The sequence below is a fragment of the Paenibacillus sp. UNC499MF genome (genome assembly GCF_900107975.1).
In the GTDB taxonomy this organism is placed as follows: Bacteria; Bacillota; Bacilli; order Paenibacillales; family NBRC-103111; genus Paenibacillus_F.
Window position 1 is genome coordinate 99726 of record NZ_FNVF01000008.1, and the last position, 20421, is coordinate 120146.

The 20421-nt window shown below is 54.9% G+C and carries 17 protein-coding genes; 9 read left to right on the top strand and 8 right to left on the bottom strand.

Annotated features, from left to right (window positions below; all coding sequences use genetic code 11):
- Nucleotides 1–10 precede the first annotated feature (10 nt).
- From C4S74_RS17625 to C4S74_RS17635, 3 genes are all read left to right on the top strand, one after another.
- Nucleotides 11–1069 carry a helix-turn-helix domain-containing protein gene (locus C4S74_RS17625; protein ID WP_103996607.1) on the top strand — a complete coding sequence of 353 codons (1059 nt, stop codon included), beginning with the start codon at nucleotides 11–13 and terminating at the stop codon, nucleotides 1067–1069.
- A 236-nt stretch (nucleotides 1070–1305) separates the two neighbouring features.
- A complete protein-coding gene (locus C4S74_RS17630; RefSeq protein ID WP_258042525.1) occupies nucleotides 1306–2337 on the top strand; it encodes a YrpD family protein in 1032 nt (343 codons plus the stop codon).
- Nucleotides 2338–2640: 303 nt separating this feature from the next.
- The gene (locus C4S74_RS17635) at nucleotides 2641–3102 is read left to right on the top strand and encodes a hypothetical protein (RefSeq protein WP_103996609.1); all 462 of its coding nucleotides are present in this window, start codon (nucleotides 2641–2643) and stop codon (nucleotides 3100–3102) included.
- A 292-nt stretch (nucleotides 3103–3394) separates the two neighbouring features.
- On the opposite strand, the gene C4S74_RS17640 is transcribed toward C4S74_RS17635, so the two are convergent.
- From C4S74_RS17640 to C4S74_RS17660, 5 genes are all read right to left on the bottom strand, one after another.
- A complete protein-coding gene (locus C4S74_RS17640) occupies nucleotides 3395–4573 on the bottom strand; it encodes a response regulator (protein WP_103996610.1) in 1179 nt (392 codons plus the stop codon).
- Nucleotides 4570–6630: a sensor histidine kinase gene (locus C4S74_RS17645; RefSeq protein WP_103996611.1), complete on the bottom strand. Its 2061-nt coding sequence runs from the start codon at nucleotides 6628–6630 to the stop codon at nucleotides 4570–4572. Before C4S74_RS17645 ends, C4S74_RS17640 begins: the two co-directional genes overlap by 4 nt.
- A gap of 54 nt (nucleotides 6631–6684) precedes the next feature.
- A complete protein-coding gene (locus C4S74_RS17650; RefSeq protein WP_103996612.1) occupies nucleotides 6685–7509 on the bottom strand; it encodes a carbohydrate ABC transporter permease in 825 nt (274 codons plus the stop codon).
- Between the two features lie 13 nt (nucleotides 7510–7522).
- Entirely contained in the window at nucleotides 7523–8413 is an 891-nt protein-coding gene (locus C4S74_RS17655) for a carbohydrate ABC transporter permease (protein ID WP_103996613.1), read from the bottom strand.
- Between the two features lie 126 nt (nucleotides 8414–8539).
- Nucleotides 8540–9880, bottom strand: coding sequence for an extracellular solute-binding protein (locus C4S74_RS17660; RefSeq protein ID WP_103996614.1), 1341 nt, complete (start codon nucleotides 9878–9880; stop codon nucleotides 8540–8542).
- Nucleotides 9881–10119: 239 nt separating this feature from the next.
- Here C4S74_RS17660 and C4S74_RS17665 point away from each other — a divergent pair, with 239 nt between their 5' ends.
- From C4S74_RS17665 to C4S74_RS17685, 5 genes are all read left to right on the top strand, one after another.
- A complete protein-coding gene (locus tag C4S74_RS17665; protein WP_103996615.1) occupies nucleotides 10120–11280 on the top strand; it encodes a Gfo/Idh/MocA family protein in 1161 nt (386 codons plus the stop codon).
- Nucleotides 11281–11560: 280 nt separating this feature from the next.
- Nucleotides 11561–12418: an AraC family transcriptional regulator gene (locus C4S74_RS17670; RefSeq protein ID WP_103996616.1), complete on the top strand. Its 858-nt coding sequence runs from the start codon at nucleotides 11561–11563 to the stop codon at nucleotides 12416–12418.
- 199 nt (nucleotides 12419–12617) lie between these two features.
- A complete protein-coding gene (locus C4S74_RS17675; protein WP_103996617.1) occupies nucleotides 12618–13691 on the top strand; it encodes a Gfo/Idh/MocA family protein in 1074 nt (357 codons plus the stop codon).
- A 401-nt stretch (nucleotides 13692–14092) separates the two neighbouring features.
- A complete protein-coding gene (locus C4S74_RS17680) occupies nucleotides 14093–14956 on the top strand; it encodes a sugar phosphate isomerase/epimerase (RefSeq protein WP_103996618.1) in 864 nt (287 codons plus the stop codon).
- Nucleotides 14957–15242: 286 nt separating this feature from the next.
- The gene (locus C4S74_RS17685; RefSeq protein WP_258042520.1) at nucleotides 15243–15707 is read left to right on the top strand and encodes a hypothetical protein; all 465 of its coding nucleotides are present in this window, start codon (nucleotides 15243–15245) and stop codon (nucleotides 15705–15707) included.
- Nucleotides 15708–15845: 138 nt separating this feature from the next.
- On the opposite strand, the gene C4S74_RS17690 is transcribed toward C4S74_RS17685, so the two are convergent.
- Both C4S74_RS17690 and C4S74_RS17695 read right to left on the bottom strand, forming a co-directional pair.
- Nucleotides 15846–17111 (bottom strand): glucuronate isomerase, encoded by a 1266-nt coding sequence (locus tag C4S74_RS17690; protein WP_103996619.1) that lies wholly within the window; start codon nucleotides 17109–17111, stop codon nucleotides 15846–15848.
- A gap of 62 nt (nucleotides 17112–17173) precedes the next feature.
- Nucleotides 17174–17941, bottom strand: a complete 768-nt coding sequence (locus C4S74_RS17695; RefSeq protein ID WP_103996620.1) for an SDR family oxidoreductase — start codon at nucleotides 17939–17941, stop codon at nucleotides 17174–17176.
- Nucleotides 17942–18243: 302 nt separating this feature from the next.
- Here C4S74_RS17695 and C4S74_RS17700 point away from each other — a divergent pair, with 302 nt between their 5' ends.
- The gene (locus C4S74_RS17700) at nucleotides 18244–19098 is read left to right on the top strand and encodes an AraC family transcriptional regulator (protein ID WP_103996621.1); all 855 of its coding nucleotides are present in this window, start codon (nucleotides 18244–18246) and stop codon (nucleotides 19096–19098) included.
- Nucleotides 19099–19244: 146 nt separating this feature from the next.
- Here C4S74_RS17700 and C4S74_RS17705 read toward each other — a convergent pair whose 3' ends face one another.
- Nucleotides 19245–20345, bottom strand: a complete 1101-nt coding sequence (locus C4S74_RS17705) for a YitT family protein (RefSeq protein ID WP_103996622.1) — start codon at nucleotides 20343–20345, stop codon at nucleotides 19245–19247.
- Nucleotides 20346–20421: the final 76 nt, after the last annotated feature.

The window sequence follows — 20421 nt, forward strand, 5'->3', positions numbered from 1 at the left end:
AGGTCTTGCCATGTACCGGATGATGATTGTCGACGACGAATATATGATCCATCTGAGTGTCCGTAAAATGGTGGAAACGTCCGGACTGGACATTGTCATCGCGGGCGAAGCGGAAGACGGAGAGGAAGCGCTCCGGGTGCTCGGGAGCTGTTCCCCGGACATCGTCCTGACGGATATCCGCATGCCGGAGCTGGACGGGCTCTCCTTCATCGAAGCGGCTAAAAAGCGGAATGAACGGACCCAGTTCATTATTTTGTCGGGCTACAGCGATTTCGAGTATGCCCAGCAGGCGATCCGCTTCGGCGTCTCGGATTTTCTGCTGAAGCCCGTCGATCCCGACCAGTTCCGCGAAGCCCTCGGGCGGGTGTACGACCAGCTCGCCAGCAGCGAGACGAAGCTGTCCCGGCAGCATGAATGGCTGCTGACGCTTCAGGAGCTGACCGGGGAGCTGATCGAGCAGCTCTGGGCCGCCTGCGAGGACAAAGCCCAGCTTCTGGCCGGAGAAGCGCTCCGGCATTACATGAGCTCGGGCCCCGCCGAGCTTAGCCCTCCGCAGTTTGCCCACCATTTCACGGGCATGCTGGAGACGGAGCTGGGCAAACGGGATTTCCGGTTTGCCCGTCCCTACGCAGACCGCGAATGGCCGGGCCGTTCGGCGGAGCTCGGAGAGGCTCTGCGCGAGACCTTGAGCGCCATGATCCGCGAAATCAAAGGAACCCGCAACCTCGGGTCCCGGCAGAACATCCACAGGGCGATGCAGTACATGCGGGAGCACTATGCCCGCGAAGATCTCTCGCTGAGCGTGGTAGCGGAGGCCATCGGCATGTCCGACGCGTATCTGAGCCGCATGTTCAAGGAGGAGACGAACGTGAACTTCGTGAAGTACCTTATCCGGCTGCGGATGGACAAAGCCAGAGACCTTCTGGAGCACACGGATTGTCCGACGACGGACGCCGCCTATCAGGTCGGCTTCTCCGATTACTCCCATTTCAGCAAAACGTTCAAAAAGACGTACGGGCTTACGCCTTCCGAGCTTAGGAAACAAAGCCGGCAGCATCCGGACGGATAGCTCCGCATAAGCAGAAGCCGCAAACGGATTCCCCCGCTTGCGGCTTTTTTGCATGGTCATCAGGTCGGAAAGGAAAGACAGCCGCCTAATTATCTGGTAATTTCATTACATTTTCTGGTAACTTCATTATAACTTTTTAATTAAATAGATGAAATTATTTACATTTTTTCAAGAAGTGTTAAGCTTTTTTTGTAAGAACCAAAAAAACTATAAAGGATGTGTGCCGTTTGAAGAAAATGAAGACCGCTCTCGCTTCCAGTCTCACTCTGCTGTCCCTTGTAGTCTCTCTCGCCCCTGTGTCCGCTTCGTCCAATAACCAACGGGAGCTGGAGAAAGAAGTCGCCGCCGGAATTACCGGCCAGGAACGTCAGATCATGATCGACGTCATGAAAAATCTTCCCAAAGAAGAGCGTGAAAATGTCATTTATATCGACGACAACGGGCAAATTCATGCCAACAAGACAGAGTTGAAAAATGTCTTCGGCAAAGCCGACGTATCGGAAGAGAACACTGTAGCCGTCAGCAGCAACGAAACCTTCACCCTGCCGAAAAGCACCGACTCGCCGGCACTGAACAAGAACGCTTCCGTTACCCCGATGGCCGGTTATGCCTGTGGAGAAGCGGGAGGTCCTTACCGCCGCGTATTCTCGAATCCCGGTTTCTCCTGGTGGTCCGGTAACGTATACCTGCCTTCCAGCGCCAACAATGAAGTTTACGTAAACAACGCTACTTCCAACGATACTCCTTACATTTATACGGGCGGACATGCCAGCAACGGAGCCTCCGAAGTCGATGCCGGATTCCAGTACAGCAAAACGTACAACAACTGGGCCCACTCGATCTTTACGGGCGGCGTCTACTACCATAACACTTCCTTCCGCTTCAAGGCCGGGCAAAATCTTACGTTCAAATTCTACGTACCGGCAGACGGACAAGTCGCTCTATATGCCGCAGGCATCCGGTATGACACGAATACGGCGGACAACTATACCGTTGTAACCAATGCGTCGGGCTGGAAAAAAAGCGGAGCCGGCAACGAGATCAAACGGATCACGGCCATTGCGAGCAACGCCCCTAAGCCTTACAGCACCGGCACTTATCTGAAAAACGTCAAATGGACCAATTCCATGATCGGCACAAGCTCGACCAGTAATCACCAATGGCTGGCGGCAGATACGGGCGGCTACTGCACTTATCCGAACTCCACCCAAGTCAGCGTGAACTATGTCAACGCGGGTGAAGAGACCGTCAACATCAGCATGAACTAACCTGGCTGCTTTCAATTCCGTTCGTTCCGCAATCTTTCCCATAAATTAATCCCTTCGGGCAGGTTTCACAGAGGCGTTGGATAATATCGCTCCCGCCCTGTGCAAGACAAGGTATATCCCCTTTGCGGGGATATACCTTTTTTACAGTCCGGGTACCCGTACTAAGCCTGCGACCCGGTAACCATCCGGGAAATAAACTCCATAAATTCATTCTCTAATTGATAGAATACAGTCGTCCCTATTCCCATATAGTGTAAACGCAACCGTAATTTATACCCTATCAAAATTAGAGGAGATGAATTGATGAGAGTAAAAAAATGGGTGCTTGGCTTCATAACGGCGGCTTTGCTATCGTTAACGCTGATGATCAGCGGAGCGGCCGCAGCACAGGTAACGAGTGTTCACAGTGTCTGGTCTACGAAACCTATTCAGGTCATAGACAACGGTACCGTTTACAAAGCCAAGGCGGGCAATGTTATCGTCAGTTGGACGAATCAGCCCCTGTCTTCGGGTGACAGCGGTTTCTTCAACGCGATCGTGCAGGCAAACGGCAGCCAATATGAGTTCCGGCTCGTGTCGTTCAGCTCTAGCACAAACGATGAGATTACAGGCAAATTCGATATCTACAAAAACAACATCCTGGTCACCACCGTTGCCGGAACCGCTTACGGGTTGAGCCAGCCGGTCGGAAGCTATTTCAAGTTCTACGACACGTCCCAGCAGTGGCATGTTTCGGCTTACATTACAAGCCGCTTCGATTATTAATCTCCGGCTAAATAAAACGTCCGTGCCAATAACCCGCAATTCCAAACGGCTCTATATATAAAGAACGGTTGCAAAAAGGTACATTCCCTTCACGGAGGGTAATGTACCTTTTTAAATGGGCGGCATTCCGATAATCCGTTTCGGCTGCCCGTTCATACGACAACGAATGTGCGGCTCATTATTTTCCGAAAGAATGAAGGGCCGTATCTCCAGACCGTACCCGGTCGGATCGATATTTGCCGAAAAAACGGGCCGTTATGAGTCATGCTTCCGTTTCTCCGTGAATCCTGCCTCATATCACCGTCACATTATGCTCCTGCCGGTATTCCGTGGGCGTCTGCATAAATTTCTTGCGGAACACCTGCGTAAAATGCCGCACATCCTGGTAGCCCACCCGCTCGGCGACTTCCGCCAATTTCAGCCGGGGGTTGCATAAAAGCTGTTTGGCCTGATCCAGCCGCAGCCCCGTTACATATTCTTTGTAGCCCTGGCCGGTCTTCTGCTTGAACAGCTGGCTGAAATAGACCGGATTCAGGAAGACGACGGAGGCCATCTTCTCCAGAGACAAGTCTCCGGAATAATGAGCCTTGATGTATTGCAGCGCCACCTCGATGGATTTGTCACCGCTCATTTTGATACTGTCGTATTCGACCGTTGCCGAAGCCTGTCTCAGCCGGGTGACAATTTGCGGCACGCTTTTAAAATCATGATGGAGTCCCGAGTTCAAAATCTGGAAAGGCACCTTCAAATAGTGCTTGAGGTGACCTTTCAGCGCGTCCAGCAGGGTATCGATCCGGGTTCCTTCGCTGAGTGCCGCAAGGCCCAGCAGACTCTGGCGGTCGTAGCTGACGACAAAGCCCTGGCCATGCGTCTCGATCATCTCGGAGAGGACATTTTCCACAATAAAATGCTCCAGATGAACGCTCTTGTTTCCGGCATCCATCTGCACGAACACGAGGTAATAATCCGGGAAGTCCTCCACGAATGACTGAATATCGAGGTTGCCGGTATCCAGTCCCGCCGCCAGCCGGAGAAAAACGGCCTCCCGCAAATATTTCAGACTCGACTTCAGCCTCACGCTCTCCTTGCTTTGGAGGTTCTCGCGATTGATCTCGGCGGTAAGACTCTCGATCAGCTCGATCAGCTTGGACTTGCCGATCGGTTTCAGCAGATAGTCGCGGGCGCCGAGCCGGACCGCCTCCTGCGCGTAAGCGAACTCGGAATGCGCCGAAATGACGACCCATTTGATCGCCGGATGCTTCCGCTTCGAAATGCGCATAAATTCAAGACCGGTCATGCCCGGCATAATAATGTCGGTGAGCACGATATCCACGTGCCGTTCGCCGAGGATTTTGACCGCTTCCTCGGTCGAAGCCGCCACATAAACGCCGTACCCGGGGCAGGCGTTCTCGATCGTGCGCTTGACCCCTTCCCGGATAACGCTCTCGTCGTCGGCAACCAGAATGTTCATACGTTTTTCTCCTCCTTCGGAAGCGGAACCCGCACGATGACGGTCGTTCCCTCGCCCGCTGAACTTTCGACGGTGACGCCGTATGCTCCGCCGTACATGTGCTGCACGCGCCGGTGCAGATTTTGCAGCCCGATGCCGCCCTGGGATGGTGCGTCTTTCTCTCTGCTTCCTGCATCCTGCCCCGAAGAAAGCCACAGGCCAGCCACGGGAGCCGGGAGACCGGCGTATGCCGGAGCACGCGTGGTTCCAGCGACAGCTACAGTGCTGGAGACTGAACCGGCACCGGTATCAGTAGGGGCGGATGCTCCGGCGGACGCGGCGGTCGAGTCCGCTGCCGGTACACCGCTGCCTTCGCCCGGACCATCCGGGCTCTCTGCAGCGCCAGTGGCGCCCCCGTCGCTCCCCCTGCTATCCGGTGCGCCTCCACCGCTCCGCCTGCCGCCGGCGGCGCATTCGCCGTAAAGCGATTCGCGCAGCCGGCGCAGCTTCTCTTCACCGATGCCGACGCCGTTGTCCCCGATCCGGATCGCCAGCTCCCCGCCGTCCGCGAAGGTAGAGATGGTGAGCATCCCCGGGCGGTCGAGCGGCTCCAGACCGTGCTTTACGGCATTCTCGATGATGGGCTGGAGCGTCATCTTCGGGATACGGATGTCCATGTACCGCTCATCCGTCTTCAGTTCCACGTCCAGGCGTCCTTCGAGCCGGACGAGAATGATGGTCAGATAGTGATGAATCTGCCCGAATTCCTCGCGCAGCGTAACCTCAGCGCCTTCTTCCCACTGGCTGCTGTAGCGGAACATGTGGGAGAGCGAAAGCACGACTTCGCCCAGCTTGTCGTTGCCTTTCTCGTCCAGCATCCAATAAATCATGTCCAGCGTATTGTAAAGAAAGTGGGGATTGACCTGGGACTGAAGCGCATGAAGCTCCGCGTTCTTTTCGCTGACCGATGAAATCTTCACCCGTTCGATAAGCTCTTCGATCCGGTTCACCATATGATTGAACGATCCGACCAGAATGTTGATCTCCCGGTAAGAAGTCACACTCACGATTCCTTTGAAATTGCCCTGCTCCACCTGCTTCATCTGCCGGATAAGCCGGACGAGCGGCATCGAAATCCGCTTGGATACGATGGAGGCAATAAATGCCGAGACGAGAACGAGAATCGTTCCGATCAGGATAATATAACGCTGCATCTGCACAAGCTCGACGTTCAGATCTTTGTAAGGCGTCAGGCTGACCACCAGCCAGTCGGCAAAAGGCAGCTTGGAAGCTACCGCCAGCCGTCCGTTCTTCTGATCGACGGTCATTTCCCGGGAATCGTCCGGCAGCGGGATATCCCGGAGGGAAGGCAGCGCTCCGGCCGAAGCGGTGGAAGACACGAAGCGCCCTTTATCCGAGACGAGGTACACCTCGCTGTGTTCGCTGAGTTTCAAATTATTCAACGCGGACAGAATCGCCTGCGGATTCGCTTCGTAAAGCACGATCCCGATCGGCTTATGCTCGTTAAGATCGTAAATCTGGCGGCCGAAGGCAAACACGGTCCGCTTCTCGTTCTGGTCGATCAGGGAGTGCGGAAACACGCCGAGCCAGACCATTTTGCCCGAAGATTGACGGACGTCCCGGTACCAGCCGGAACTGCGGTATTCGGGATCGACCACGTTCATGTAGTTGCCGTAGTTGTAGATCTTTCCCTTATCCATGATGACGTGAATGCCGATCAGATCTTCCCGGGAGTAGAAAATCGCCCCGATCATATTAGTGACGGAGCGAGTGTTAATATAATCGAGCGCGGGCTCTTGCGGCGATTCCGTCAGCAGACGGACGAGATCGAAATTGTTGCCGATCGTTTTGGACAAGCTGTCGTAGCCTTTGAGCAGCAGGTCGAAGAGATCGACGGTCTGCGAGACGTTTTTCCGGGAAAGGTCGCTGATTTTCGTCTGGAACTGTTCCGTCGTGCGGCTGTAGAACAGCAGGGAGATGACAATCAGGATGCCGGACATGCAGAACAGGAACAGAAAAAACAACCGGTGGTGGATGGATTGGAAGCCGCGTCTCAAGGATTTATCCCCTTTCGTTGTTTCGCCCGGTTCTCCATGCCCTCCGTGCGGCGCCTACCCTTTTACCGCCCCGGCAACCATGCCCTTCGTGATTTTTTCCGAAAGAATGAAATACAGGAGAATGACAGGCACCGCCCCCATGACGAGAAAAGCCCCGATGTTGCCGTAATTGACGGAATACTGGCTCACAAAAGTGTACACCCCGAACGGAAGCGTCTTCAGCTTCTCCGAAGAAATGAACGTCGCCGCCAGGATATATTCGTTCCAGATATTGATGAACGTCAAGATGCAGACCGTCATGACCGGCGGAACGGAAATCGGGAGGATGATGCTGCGGAAAATGCGGTACACGCTCGCCCCGTCCATATAAGCGGACTCTTCGATTTCGTGCGGAACCGTTTTCATAAAACCGCTCAGGATAAAGACGGCGACCGGCGTCTGGAACGCGATGTAAGGCAGAATCAAGGACAAGTGCGTGTTGAGTATGCTCATATTTTTGAAAATAATCATCAGGGGCAGCAGCGTAGCCTGCAGCGGAATCATGAGCCCGATCAGGAAAACGAGCATGACCACGGGGGCCAGCTTCCAGCGGAAGCGCGAGATGGCGTAAGCCGCCATGGAGCTAAGCAGTATGACGCAGACCATCGTAATAACGGTGACGAACACGCTGTTGAACAAATACTGCAAGTAATGCCCCGCCTCGTAGGCTTCTTTGTAGTTGCCCCATCTCGGGGATGCGGGCAGGGAGAAAAAGCTGCTGCCGAGAATCTCTTCGTTGGTTTTCAGGGAGTACGTAAGCAGCCAGAGAAGAGGATACATCTGGGTGACGATCAGAATCGCGAATAGCGCGTAGACGATTCCTTTTTTAACGGGTTTCATGGGTATCCTCCTCCTAGCTTACCTTATTTTCCAGACGTTTGAAAACCACATTAATCAGCACCGTAAACGCCAGGCACAGGATGACGAGGAACGTGGCAATCGCGCTGCCGTACCCGTATTTCTGGGACAGGAACGACATGTTGTACATATGCGTCGAGATCACATCCGTCGAGTGTGCGGGTCCTCCGCCCGTCATGACCATCACGAGATCGAACGCCTGCAGGGAGCCGATAAAAGCAAGCACGAGCGAGATTTTCAGAATGGGCACGATCATCGGGAACGTGATGTAGCGGTCAGCCGTGAAACCTTCCGCGCCGTCGATGCGGGCCGCCTCATAGATCTCGGCCGGGATGTTCTGCACCCCGGTGAACTGGATGAGCAGGTGATAGCCGAAATACTGCCACAGGGACACGATATACAGGCAGAACATGGCGATGTCCGGCTCGGTCAGCCAGCTGTGCGTCCATTCGGTCAGGCCCATTGCGGTCAGCAGCCCGTTGATCATCCCGCCCATCGAAGCCGGGTTGTAGACGGTTTTCCAGAGCTGCCCGATAATGACGACCGACAAAATCACCGGCAGAAAGTAAATCGACACGAGCGAATTGGCTTTTTTCACATATCTGTTCAGCAAAATCGCCACCATCAGGCAGACCGGAATCTCGATCATGGAAAAAACCGCGTAAAGCAGCGTCCTGCGGACAGACGGCCAGAAGACCGGATCGCCGAAAAACATCGTCTTGAAGTTGGCCAGGCCAACGAATTTGGAACCGGATATGCCGTTCCAGTCCAGCAGCCCGGTGTAGAACGAGACCAGGATGGGGACGAATACCATGCAAACGTACAGCAGCAGGCTTGGCAGCACGAAGACGGCGATGGTACGCGCAGGTACTTTTAACACATTCACACGAGTACGCCTCCTGTAGACAAACGGCCGCTTGCTCTTTCACCCGATGCTGCGGCCCTTGCGAAAAATATCGAATGCCGATGAAAAAGGGGCCCGGTTTGACCCCCTCCATCGCAGCGCTCTTTTTTATTTGTTGGCTTCGAATGCGCTCTGATGCTCCTGCGCGACCTGTTTCGGATCGGCTTTCTGGATGAACAGGTTCTGGATGCTGCCGAGGTGAACTTGAGCGGTGGCCGGATTCATCGTGTTGTCGAACGCGAGGTCGCCGCCTTTGACGTTTTTGAACAGATCGAGGATGGAAATGGCCAGATCGGAGTAACCCGCCGCTTTAAAATCCCCTTCTACCTTCTGCCCGATGCCCACGGCGTTCTTCAGCTCGAACTGGACTTTCGGAAGATTCAGCGTGAAGTAGTTCAAGAAGTCCTTCGTCTCCTGCAAATGCTTGCTGTTGGCCGAGATGGCGAAGGCGCTGCCCGGCGCGATCATGTACTGGTTCACGTCGCCTTTGCCGCCCACTGTCGGGAACTGGAACACACCGACCTTGCCGCCAATGGAAGAAGCGTCGATGGCGCCCGTTTCCCACGTACCCATGACGTGCATGGCCGCCTTGCCCGTTTTGAAAATGTTGCCGCCCGCATTGTAATCGACGGACGTGGCGCCTTCGTTAAACGCTCCGGCCTGCACCAGCTCCTGGAACTTCGAAACGGCTTCCGTAAATGCCGGATCGCTGAACGTCTTCTTCTTGTCGAGCACGTCCTGGAGAAAGCCCGGACCGCCGTTGGTGCGAAGCAGCATATTCATAAACAGGAACGAACCCGTCCAGGAGTCCTTCTCCCCGATAGCGATGGGCGTGATGCCTTTGGATTTAAGGAGTTTCACGTCTTCCAGCAGTTCCTCGAACGTTTTCGGCGTGTCCTTGATGCCCGCCTGCGCAAACAAATCCTTGTTATAGTAAACGACCTGGATGTTGTTGCCGTCCGGCAGCGCATAGACGTTGCCCGCAAAACTGTAGTAATCGAGCAGCCCGTCCTGGTATGTTCCTTTCAGCCCGTTCTTATCCAGCATGTCGTTCAGCGGAGCAAGCAGTCCGGCATCGACAAACGGCTTCATCTGGGCGGCCGGGTTCACGATCGTGATGTCCGGAATCTCTTTGGAAGCTGCCTGGGTTTTCAGCTTCATTTTCTGCTGGTCGGTGTTCATGGAGTCAAGCTCGATATGAATATTGGGGTTTTCCTTTTCATACTGCTCCACGATTTTATGAAGCATTTTGTACGTAGGTGTCGTCGGATCGGGGTAAATGTTCTGGAACGTGATGGTGACTTTCTTGTCCCCTCCCTTGGATCCCGTATTCGTATCCTGCGAGTTTGCGGTACCCGCGGATTCATCGGCTCTTCCGCAAGCCGCCAAACCGACCGCCAAGACACCGACCAGAGCCGCTGCGGAGATGCGAGCTGTTTTTCTGCCCATTTTCCTAACCCCCATTAAGTTCGAAATGTAAGTTTATTATCATCGTTTGGAGCGCTTTCAACAATGCAAGAAATTTAGGTTTGTGGTTTACTTTTTCAAGATTGTGGAATTTTTAAATTGAACAACCACAGTTAAATCCTTCCGCCAACTGGCAAAGCGCAGTAAAACGTCTCCAGCCGCAGCCGTGCTACACTAGTACAAAACGGCCTTGATCTATGCCGGAGAGGATGGTTTTACAGATGGAACATGTCCGCATCGGAATCATCGGATTGGGTAACATGGGATCGGCGCACGCGAAATATTTGATTCAGAATAAAGTAAAAGGCGCGGTTCTTGCAGCAGTGTGCGACGCGCGGACCGAACGGCTGGAGCGGGCGGCACGCGAGTTCGGAGACGGGGTGGCGCGCTTCACCGGCACCCTGGAGATGTACGCCTCCGGCACTATCGACGGCGTGATCATCTGCACGCCGCATTACGGCCACCCGGCGGAAGCCATTGAAGCGTTCCGGCACGGTCTGCACGTGCTGACGGAAAAACCGGCCGGCGTCTATACGAAGCAGGTCCGTGAAATGAACGAAGCGGCCGCAGCATCCGGCAAAGTGTTCGGCATTATGTACAACCAGCGCACGCAGCCGCTATACAAAAAGCTCCGGGAGCTGATCCAAGAAGGCGAGCTCGGGGAGATCCGCCGGATCAACTGGATCATTACCCTCTGGTACCGGTCCCAGAGCTACTACGATTCCGGCGGATGGCGCGCCACCTGGGCGGGAGAAGGCGGCGGCGTGCTTATCAACCAGTCGCCCCACCAGCTCGACCTGTGGCAGTGGATCACCGGCATGATGCCCAAACGGCTTCGCGCCTTCTGCGCGTTCGGCAAACACCGGGACATCGAGGTGGAGAACGAAGTGACCGCCTACGCGGAGTATGAAAACGGCGCGACGGGCGTATTTATCACGTCCGCCTGCGAAACGCCGGGTACGAACCGGCTTGAAGTCGCGGGCGACCTGGGACGCATGGTCATCGAAAACGACAAGCTGACCTTCTACAGACTGCGGCAGTCCGAGACGGAATTCAACCGTACCTATAAAGGCGGCTTCGGAGAGCCGGAGATGTGGAAAATCGACATTCCCGTCGGAGGAGAGCGCGGCCAGCACTACCTCATCACCCAGGATTGGGTGAACGGCATTCTTCACGGCACTCCCCTAATCGCTCCGGGCGAAGAGGGATTGAAGGGACTCACGCTCTCGAACGCCATGCTTTTGTCCGCCTGGACGGACGAATGGGCGGAGCTCCCGTTGGACGAGGAGCGGTTTTACGAGCTGCTCCGGCAGAAAATACAGGCTTCCGGAGCCGTGAAAAACGCGGAGGAGAAAACGCTCGATACGACAGGTTCTTACTGACAGGAAGAAGCGCACATCTATGAAGCCCGCCTTGGCTGCGGGATTTATAGCGGGCTACCGCGATATGGCGTGGTTGTGACTACGGGCACCTGTCTCCCACCCTTTGATTGGCCGCCGTCATAAAAGACGACACCCTGTAGTCACAAAGTGTACCGCAAACGACGCTCTGGCCACGCCTTCCTTGCAAATAGAACCAGGAAGCGCTTCCATGCTACACTAAAGACAGAATGGCCGCTTCCGGGCGGCCTTTACATCCCGATAAAGCGTGGTGCTCTCCCGCATGTTCAAGAACCTGCACGACCGCGAAGATACGCTCGGCCTGAGCTACCGCAACGAGGGAAAGGTCGATTCCGTTTTTCATTCCCATGCGTATTACGAAATTTATTACTTCCACGGCGGAAGCTGCAATTATCTGATCGGCGGCAACATCTATATGCTCCAGCCCGGGGATCTCATCCTCATGAACGGCATGACGCTCCACTGCCCCAAGGTCGACAACGCCGTCCCTTATATCCGGACGACCGTGCATTTTGAACCGGCAGCCCTCAAACCGTATCTGGAGCTGCCTCATGCGGTCAATGTTCTACAGCCTTTTCAGGAATTGAAAAACTGCCGCCTCACTCTCCGCGGTCCCGAAAAGGAAGAAGCGGAGCGCATCCTGCATGAAATGAGCGTCCACCGCAGGACGGACGGCCTGATCGCCTACAACCGGCTCCACCTTGCATTCCTTGACCTGCTGTATTTCGTTCACGACCAGTGTCAGCGTACGCTCCGCGCGGGTCGCGAGTTTTCCTCCGAGAAGGAAAAACACGTCCAGCGCATCGTCAGCTTTCTCGAAGAGCGCTTCGCGGACGATCTGCACCTGGAGCATCTTCAGGAGCACCTGAACTTCAGTAAATTTTATTTATCTAAAATATTCAAGGAGATTACGGGACTGACTATTTTTCAGTTCGTGTACCGCCGCAGAATCAACGAGGCCAAAACGTTGTTCCTGCACAATCCCGGCCACTCCGTTACCGATGTGTGCCTGCAGGTCGGCTTCAAGCATCTCGCGCATTTCAGCCGCTTGTTCAAGCAGCAGGTCGGACTGACGCCGGAAAAATACAAGAAAACAGTTCGCGAGCAGCTTTCTTCATAACCGCCGGTCACAGGGGATGAACTGGCGTCAATTCATTCGTCGTGAAGGTTTCCACAAGAGCCCCGGTCTCCGTGTTCCCCCTCATTCGAGAAGGGGTCTCACTGGCGGCAGTAGCCGGATACATCGCCGTACAACATCTCATACGGAATCTTTTCGTAGCGGGCATGATCCTACCATCATCCTGAAAGGAGCATCTCTTTTGAGCAAAAATGACGGCATGAACTATGCACCCGAAGGCAAACCGGCACCAGTCGTCGCGAGGGGCGACTTTATATTCGCGGCTGCGGCATTGGAACACGGCCACATCTACGGCATGTGCAACGGCCTGCGGGAAGCCGGGGGCGAGCTGAAATGGGTTTACGATCCCGATCCCTTGAAAGTAAAGGCTTTTCTGGCCGCTTATCCCGGTGTCCGCGCCGCCTCGTCGCTGGAGGAAATTTTGCAGGACGGGGAAGTCCGGCTGGTAGCGTCCGCCGCCGTTCCATGCGACCGGGGGCCGCTCGGCGAGAAAGTGATGCGCAGCGGCAAGGACTACTTCACCGACAAAACGCCGTTCACCTCGCCGGACCAGCTTCAATCGGCCAAAAAAAACGCAGCCGAGACCGGCCGCAAATACACGGTCTATTTCAGCGAGCGGCTTCATGTCGAAAGCGCCGTCTTCGCGGGGCAGCTCGTCCGCGACGGGGCGATCGGGCGGGTCGTGCAGGTGCTCGGCCTCGGCCCGCACCGGCTGAATGCCGCTTCGCGTCCCGGCTGGTTCTTCGAGCGGGCCAAGTACGGCGGCATCCTGTGCGATATCGGCAGCCACCAGATCGAACAGTTTCTGTTCTTCGCCGGCTGCCGGGATGCACAGGTGCTGCACAGCAAGGTCGCCAACTACAACAACCGGGAGTATCCCGAGCTGGAGGATTTCGGCGACGCGACCCTGCTCGGTGACAACGGGGCGACCCAGTATTTCCGCGTCGATTGGCTGACGCCGGGAGGCCTGTCCACCTGGGGAGACGGGCGCACCGTTCTCCTCGGCACGGACGGCTATATCGAGCTGAGGAAATACGTCGATATCGCCCGCAGCACGCAGGGCGACAACTTATACCTCGTGAACGGCGAGGGCGAACGCCGGCTTGAGCTGAGCGGCAAAGTCGGCTATCCGTTCTTCGGCGAATTGATTCTCGACTGCCTGAACCGCACGGAGCATGCGATGACCCAGGAGCATATTTTCAAAGCCGCCGAGCTGTGCCTGCTCGCCCAGCAGAAAGCGGTAAGAGTCGAGTAGCGTCCGGCGGAAGTCCCGCCTTTTACGGACGATACATTTTCGGTGCACAGACACTCGGCCAGTGAGCTATTTATGCACTCTTTAATTGTAGACTGCTTCCTGCTTCCTGCTTCCTATCTCGTATTCTGGTCGTATGTGCAACACTAAACCATTTTTCACTTAACACACAGACTTGGGGCCTCTGCCGGTAATCCGGGCTGTTTCCCTCTTGCCGAAAGACCTGTGCACTTACTGTCCGATTCACGGGGTAAAGTCTGAGGCACCCAGAGTTTGACTGGCTCGGCAGCCTTCAACCCTAAACTACATGATCATAGACATGCGGTGCCGCATCGTGCGCTGTGAACGGATGCAGTGTGACGTTTTAATCATAACCAACTATCCGACCGGAGGTGTCCTACCGAATGAAACTGTCCGTGTTTACCGTAGCTACACCCGAGTTGTCCCCCGAGCAGCTGGCCGCCGCCGCCAAAGAAGCCGGAATCTCCGGCATCGAGTGGCGCTACAAGGAGATTCCATCCGAGATGGCCGGCGAAGCGCCTTCTTTCTGGCGCAACAACCTCTGCTCCATCTCGCCGGACTGGGACGAGGCGGAGCTGAGCCGCTTCCGGGAAGCCGCCGCGCGCCACGGGCTGCGTTCCCTCAGCGTAACGCCTTACCTCGACGCCGGCGATCTGGAAGGCACCGAGCGCGTGCTTGACGCCGCCCGGCGGCTCGGTGCCTCCTTCATCCGGCTCGGCGTGCACCGCTATGACCGGACGCGGAACTTCCGCGAGCTGTTCAGACTGCAGCGGGCCTATCTGCGCGAAGCGGAAGCCTTGTGCCGGGAGTACGGCGTGAAAGGGCTCGTCGAGACACACCACGTGACGGTTGCGCCGAGCGCTTCCGCCGCCTACCGTCTCGTGGAGGGGCTGCGGCCTGAGCATATCGGCGTGCTGTATGACCCCGGCAACATGGTCTACGAAGGCTTCGAGAATTACCGGATGGGAATGGAAATTCTCGGTCCTTACCTCGCCCACGTGCACGTCAAGAACGGGGGCTGGGCGCCGGGTGCCGAAGAGAACGGCATGACCCGCTGGGTTTCCGCCGCCCGCCCTATGAACCGGGGAATGGCCGACTGGAAGCAGGTCATCGCGGATCTCCGGGCGGTCGGCTACACGGGCTGGCTGGGCGTCGAAGATTTCAGCGGCGAGCTGCCCGGCCCGGAGATGCTGAAGAAATTCAGCGCTTTTATGAACGGCTTGTTGCAGCAGCAGTTCGAGACGTAAAAACCCCGTCGAACGATAAAAACCAGCCGATTTTTCCGGCTGGTTTTTCTGTGTCAGGGGACGGTGCGATTTTTTCGCAGTCCCTTTTATTTAACCATGCCATTTAAATTACACTATTATCCATATAAAATAACAAACTACATATATAAGAATTTCTCGAAGTCCTCGTTAAGTTGCTGAAAAATACTTGGGGTTTAGATTTATAGGTTTAGTCGTTGAATTGTGGTAAGATGTTTGTAATTGGATATATTTGTATAAAAGAGAAACATGAAGGGAATTTTACCCAATGTTTATCTTATTGATTGCATTGACAGTAGCCTTAATAGCACTGCTAGTCTTAGAGAGATTTAAAAAAATCTCTTTTGGGAAGAACATCTTTTTATTAACCGTGCTGACTTTACTACTGACAGGATGCCAAAATCGCCCCGCCGAACCGGACCCAAAACCATTAGCGGATTATTTCAAAGGTGAGTGGGACAAAATCGATCGGATCGATATGCGCAACGGCGCTACCGGTGAAGTACGAACATTTAAGGAGAAAGAGATTCTCCGAAAATGGATCGACGAAACCCGTATCATCAAGATAACCGCCGATCCCAATCAAGAAGCGAGAACAGGTTTTAGATATTCAGCAAATTTATATGAAGGTGATAAGCTGAAATTCGGCTTTACGGATGGCCGCATCGGGAATGTGCACATACTCTCTTCGGAACTGCTTTATAATCAGCTCGAGAGTTTGTTCGAGTCATAAAATTCCGGGCTCTAAACTTACAGATCATCGTTATGGATACCTCTACTTTTCTAAATAAAAAGGCCGTCCCCCCTGTCATCTAATGACCAAGGAAAACAGCCTCTTTTAAGCCAAACTCCGCTGGCTACCCCTTACCGCCTACCGCGCCTCCCTGCCCAAAAACCGCCAGAAATTGCGGCTGTACAGATCATCGAAATCACGCTGTATCTCTTCCTCCGTTACGTACCAGCCGCTTCCGTGAAGCTTTTCATACTTGTCCACAAGCACCCGGCCGATTATGGAGCGGGAATACTCCCACTTGTAAATAAGCTGCTCAAGAACGCGGCAGTCCGAGTGCTGCGGAATGAACGAGGTGCCGAGAAGCTCCACCCGGAAGCGGGTCATCTCCTCCACGATCGATTCCACATGCAGGAACCACCAGCAGCCGAAAATCATCAGGTTGCGGAATTTGCGCGCAAGCACCGCCAGCTCATGCTGGTTCTCGCGGGCCAGCATCGTGACCAGAAATTTCTGGTCCGGATAGCGCCGGCAGAGGGCTTCCACCGCGGTCACGTCCGAGTGCATGCTCATGTCGCCCGCCAGACGGAGGCCCGGATTGACCGAACGCCGCACCCCGATCATGAGCGCAAAAGGAATGCCGTGCTCCCGGCACACCGGAATCATCGCTTCGTCGATCATCCGGCTGCGGTGATCTTCCGACGGATACACGAAATCCCCCGGCATGGAAACCGCCAGATAGAGCGCGTCCATCCGCCGGATCCATTCCGACAGGAAGCGGCGGACTTCTCCACGCGTCTCCTCCGTCCACGCCTCCTCTACGCGGTATCCGAGCTGCTTCAGCTCACACACTGCCTGCGGCCAGTTGTTCAGCAGGGCATCTACGCGCAGGGCCGCTGAAAAACGCGGATCGGTATTGCCACCCCGGTCCAGCCACACGGCCCGTTCGGCCGCATCAAACGGGTCGTTCGTCATCACGATGTGCTCCACCTTGGCCAGCTTCATGACCGTGTCCAACTGCTCTCGCGAATTTCTCGCTGCCAGTACCCGGCGATATTCTTCCAGATTGCGGCTGGAAACATCAAGGCCCAGGCGGTTCAAAATCGTGATCAAGCCGCTTGCCGCCTCGCTCACCGGAGAATGGTCCTTGAACAGCTTTTTCCAGATGAGATCCGCCTGTTCCCTTTTTGACATCTCCCAGAAAGCATCATACGAATCTTCCGACCAGCGGAAACACTCCGAGATCAGATAATGATACGTAAGCAATTCATCGATTCCCCAGAGCAGAGAGTCTTCAAAATCCGCTGAATACAGATGGGTATGCATATCGGTGACCGGGGTGGAAAGGGCAAGCCGCCCGACGATTTTTCTAAGCTCCGTCACGTTTTGGATCGTTTCTGCCTTCATGGTTCCACATCCTTTTTGGTAGGTTAGATACCGCATAAAAGCCCCGCCGAAAACGCCAGGCCCTAGATCGTCATAGCTCCGAATCCCCCGTCGACCCGCAGGATAGAGCCGGTTACGAACCCCGATGCCGCGGGGGAGGCCAGGTACACGGCGGCGCCTTGAAGCTCGCGCGCTTCACCGAACCGGTTCATCGGCGTGTGGCTCATAATGGAGGAGATCCGCTCCTCCGAAAGAATTTTGCGGTTCTGTTCCGCCGGGAAAAATCCCGGTACGATCGCATTCACACGCACTCCGGCCGGGGCGAACTCTCTCGCCAAATATTTGGTCACACTGTTCACACCGGCCTTCGACGCGGAATAAGTGAACACCTTCGATAACGGCGGATCGGCCGATACGCTTGAAATATTGATAATGCTGCCGCCTCGGCCGCTTTCCACCATATACTTACCGAAGACCTGGCAGGCCAGCATGACGCTTTTCAGATTGACGCTCATGATGCTGTCCCACTCCTCTTCCGTGATCTCAAAAAAAGGAGTTGCGCTGTTTTTGCCCGGGCAGTTGAGCAGGATATCCGCTCTGCCCGTCCAGTCCAGCACTTCGCCCAGGACACGCCCCAGATCTCCCGAGGATGTCGCGTCCGCCCCGAAACAGCGGGCGTCGCCGCCCCCTTGCTCTATACGGTCCCGGACCGCGGCGGAGGTATCCGGGTTGCGACCCACAACGGCCACCCGCGCTCCGTGTCCCGCCAGTCCGGCCGCCATTTCCCCGCCCAGCGTGCTGTTGCCGCCGATGACGACGGCCGTTTTGCCCGTTAAATCGAATAAGTTCATGGAAGTATAACTCCTTTAGAGTGCTCCGGCTATGAAGAATGGTCCGATTACATATAATTAGGACACTAGCTATCCTCTCCACACATAAGCCGGGCCTTATAGTGAATGAAACGAATTCGCTTTTATTAATCTGCTTCTACCGTACCATGAGATCCTGTAAAACGATTTCTTCTCGTTATGCGGCTTCCTTCACTTATTTATATCTGGTTGGTGTGATTCTCGGAGGGATCATGCTAAACTGTGTGTAAGATTAGGTCGGTTAAATAACTGATCGGAACCCCGAAAATCCGGAGGACAGCCCTATGAGCCTGATGGAATCTTTTACGAAGCCGATAGAAGCTCTGTTCAATACATCCCGCATTCCCGCCGGTTTTCATTCCCATCTGTATTATGAAATTTATTATTTTCACAGCGGACAATGCAGCTACCTGGTCGGGGACCGGATATACAATCTTTCCCCGGGTGATCTTCTTCTCATGAACGGGATGACGCTGCATTATCCCAAAATCAATCCGGCTTACGAGTACTGCCGCACCATTGTGCATTTCGATCCGGCCTTTGCCGAAGGGCTTTTTCGTGCTCCGCTGCTCACTCCCGTACTTAATCCTTTTAAAAAAGTGGATAACCGGCTTATTTCCCTGGAGTCCGGAGAACGTGAGAAATTGGAGCCGATGCTGGAACAATTGTGCTCTCTGTCCGGAAAAAACGACATCATATCCCGCGACCGGTTTCTCGTCGCCTTTATGCAGGTGCTGCTCCAAGTGTATGAAATCGCGGACAAACCCCGTAACCGGAACCACGAGCCCGGCGGACCCAGACAGCAGCATGTGCAGCAGCTCATTTCTTATGTGGAGACTCATTATTCCGAAGATTTGACCCTGGATGACATGGCCGAAGCCGTCCACTTGAACAAGCACTATCTAGTCAAAATGTTCAAGGAAACGACCGGGATCACTTTGTTTCACTACTTGTACCGGCGCCGCATCAACCAAGCGAAGGTTCTTTTCACTCTGGAGCCCGAAAAAAGCATCACCGAAACCGCCTATGAAGTCGGCTTCAAGCATTTGTCGCACTTTAGTCAGACGTTTAAAAAGTTTACCGGCCTGACGGCGGACGAATACCGCAAACAGGTGCTTTACACCTACCCAAAGTTGTAAGGTGCTGCTGCGGGCCTGCCGCGTTAAAACATAAGAAAGCACCGCAGCTTATTGCTGCGGCGCTTTCTTGCTCCAGCGGAATAAACCTCCCGGCAATATTTTGTTCTTGCTCTTGTTCTTGTTCTTGCTCCCTCTCACACAGTCCGCTACTCCGCCAAGCTTCCGTCCCTTCTTCGCCCCCGCGAATCCGTTACGATACCGGCGGACGGGTCAATCGCTTTCACTATGGCTTTCAAGCGGGCTTCCTCCATAAAATGAATGGTGTAAGAAAGGCTGCGGTCCTTGCCGTGGCTGTATCCTGCGCTTATCGCCTTATGCAGCCCGTCTTCGTCCGGCCCCGGGCCGCTTCCGATCGCCCCCTCCCCCACAAACCGGCGGGGTTCAACAGGCTGGAAGTTCGCTATGACCCGCCCGGAGCGCCTGCTGAAGAAGCGTTCGGCAACCCGTCCCAGCCCGTTAGAGTGAAGCTCTCCCGGCATTTCTTTTTTTGCAGCCGCCTCGCGTTTTTCCGCGTTTTCTGCATGATAGACAGAGGCTTTCCGTCCCAGTCTGGCCTCCATCTCCTTTTCGATTTCGGCGCAGTGTCCGCTTACTATCGTAATCCGGCGGTGCACGGAGAATCCACGCAGGCTGAAATGGACCGTTTCATATGCGAGCAGGTAAGCGAGAATGGAGTACATCGCCTGCTCCCAGCCGTAAATAAAGCCCGCTCCCGCTAAAATAAAGCAGTTCAGCAGCATGAAATCCTGATCTTTGAAGCCGAATTTCACCAGTTTCTCGGTGTGATCCCGCGTTTCCAGCGTATCCAGAGTCCCCCCGTAACGGATAACCAGACCGATCCCCAGCCCCAGGGCGGTTCCTCCGCAGAAGGCGGCCGTCATCGGATTTTCGATCAGAGCCGGTACCGGATGCAGAATTAGGGCGCTGAGCGAAAACACGAGCAGGCCTAGAACCGTGAGCACCGCGAAATTTCGCCGCACCTTACGGTACGAGAGCAAAATAAGCGGCAGGTTCAGAACGAACAGAAACAGGCCGAGCTTCATTTCCGTAAAGTGTGCGGCCAAAGCGGAAAGGCCCGTCATCCCCCCGACCAGCATCCGGTTCGGAATCAGGAACAGCTCCAGCCCGACTGCGGCCAGCACGCTCCCGCAAATCACCATCAAGAGCTTAAAACACCACTGCGCCAAGGACCAGCCGTCCATTGTTTCACCGGCCGAGCTCATGCGGACATTTTGCAAAAGCTTCATCGGAATTCCTCCTCATCGCTTAGATTCCGTCCTTACAGGACCGTACAATCAGCCAGCGTCCGAGTGCGAATATCCG

What these genes read in the sequence shown, in the direction of transcription:
- C4S74_RS17660 (WP_103996614.1), bottom strand. Translation starts at nt 9,880, where the DNA reads ATGGGCAGAAAAACAGCTCGCATCTCCGCAGCGGCTCTGGTCGGTGTC.
- C4S74_RS17665 (WP_103996615.1), top strand. Translation starts at nt 10,120, where the DNA reads ATGGAACATGTCCGCATCGGAATCATCGGATTGGGTAACATGGGATCG.
- C4S74_RS17635 (WP_103996609.1), top strand. Translation starts at nt 2,641, where the DNA reads ATGAGAGTAAAAAAATGGGTGCTTGGCTTCATAACGGCGGCTTTGCTA.
- C4S74_RS17650 (WP_103996612.1), bottom strand. Translation starts at nt 7,509, where the DNA reads ATGAAACCCGTTAAAAAAGGAATCGTCTACGCGCTATTCGCGATTCTG.
- C4S74_RS17685 (WP_258042520.1), top strand. Translation starts at nt 15,243, where the DNA reads ATGTTTATCTTATTGATTGCATTGACAGTAGCCTTAATAGCACTGCTA.
- C4S74_RS17680 (WP_103996618.1), top strand. Translation starts at nt 14,093, where the DNA reads ATGAAACTGTCCGTGTTTACCGTAGCTACACCCGAGTTGTCCCCCGAG.
- C4S74_RS17695 (WP_103996620.1), bottom strand. Translation starts at nt 17,941, where the DNA reads ATGAACTTATTCGATTTAACGGGCAAAACGGCCGTCGTCATCGGCGGC.
- C4S74_RS17700 (WP_103996621.1), top strand. Translation starts at nt 18,244, where the DNA reads ATGAGCCTGATGGAATCTTTTACGAAGCCGATAGAAGCTCTGTTCAAT.
- C4S74_RS17705 (WP_103996622.1), bottom strand. Translation starts at nt 20,345, where the DNA reads ATGAAGCTTTTGCAAAATGTCCGCATGAGCTCGGCCGGTGAAACAATG.
- C4S74_RS17630 (WP_258042525.1), top strand. Translation starts at nt 1,306, where the DNA reads ATGAAGACCGCTCTCGCTTCCAGTCTCACTCTGCTGTCCCTTGTAGTC.
- C4S74_RS17625 (WP_103996607.1), top strand. Translation starts at nt 11, where the DNA reads ATGTACCGGATGATGATTGTCGACGACGAATATATGATCCATCTGAGT.
- C4S74_RS17690 (WP_103996619.1), bottom strand. Translation starts at nt 17,111, where the DNA reads ATGAAGGCAGAAACGATCCAAAACGTGACGGAGCTTAGAAAAATCGTC.
- C4S74_RS17670 (WP_103996616.1), top strand. Translation starts at nt 11,561, where the DNA reads ATGTTCAAGAACCTGCACGACCGCGAAGATACGCTCGGCCTGAGCTAC.
- C4S74_RS17640 (WP_103996610.1), bottom strand. Translation starts at nt 4,573, where the DNA reads ATGAACATTCTGGTTGCCGACGACGAGAGCGTTATCCGGGAAGGGGTC.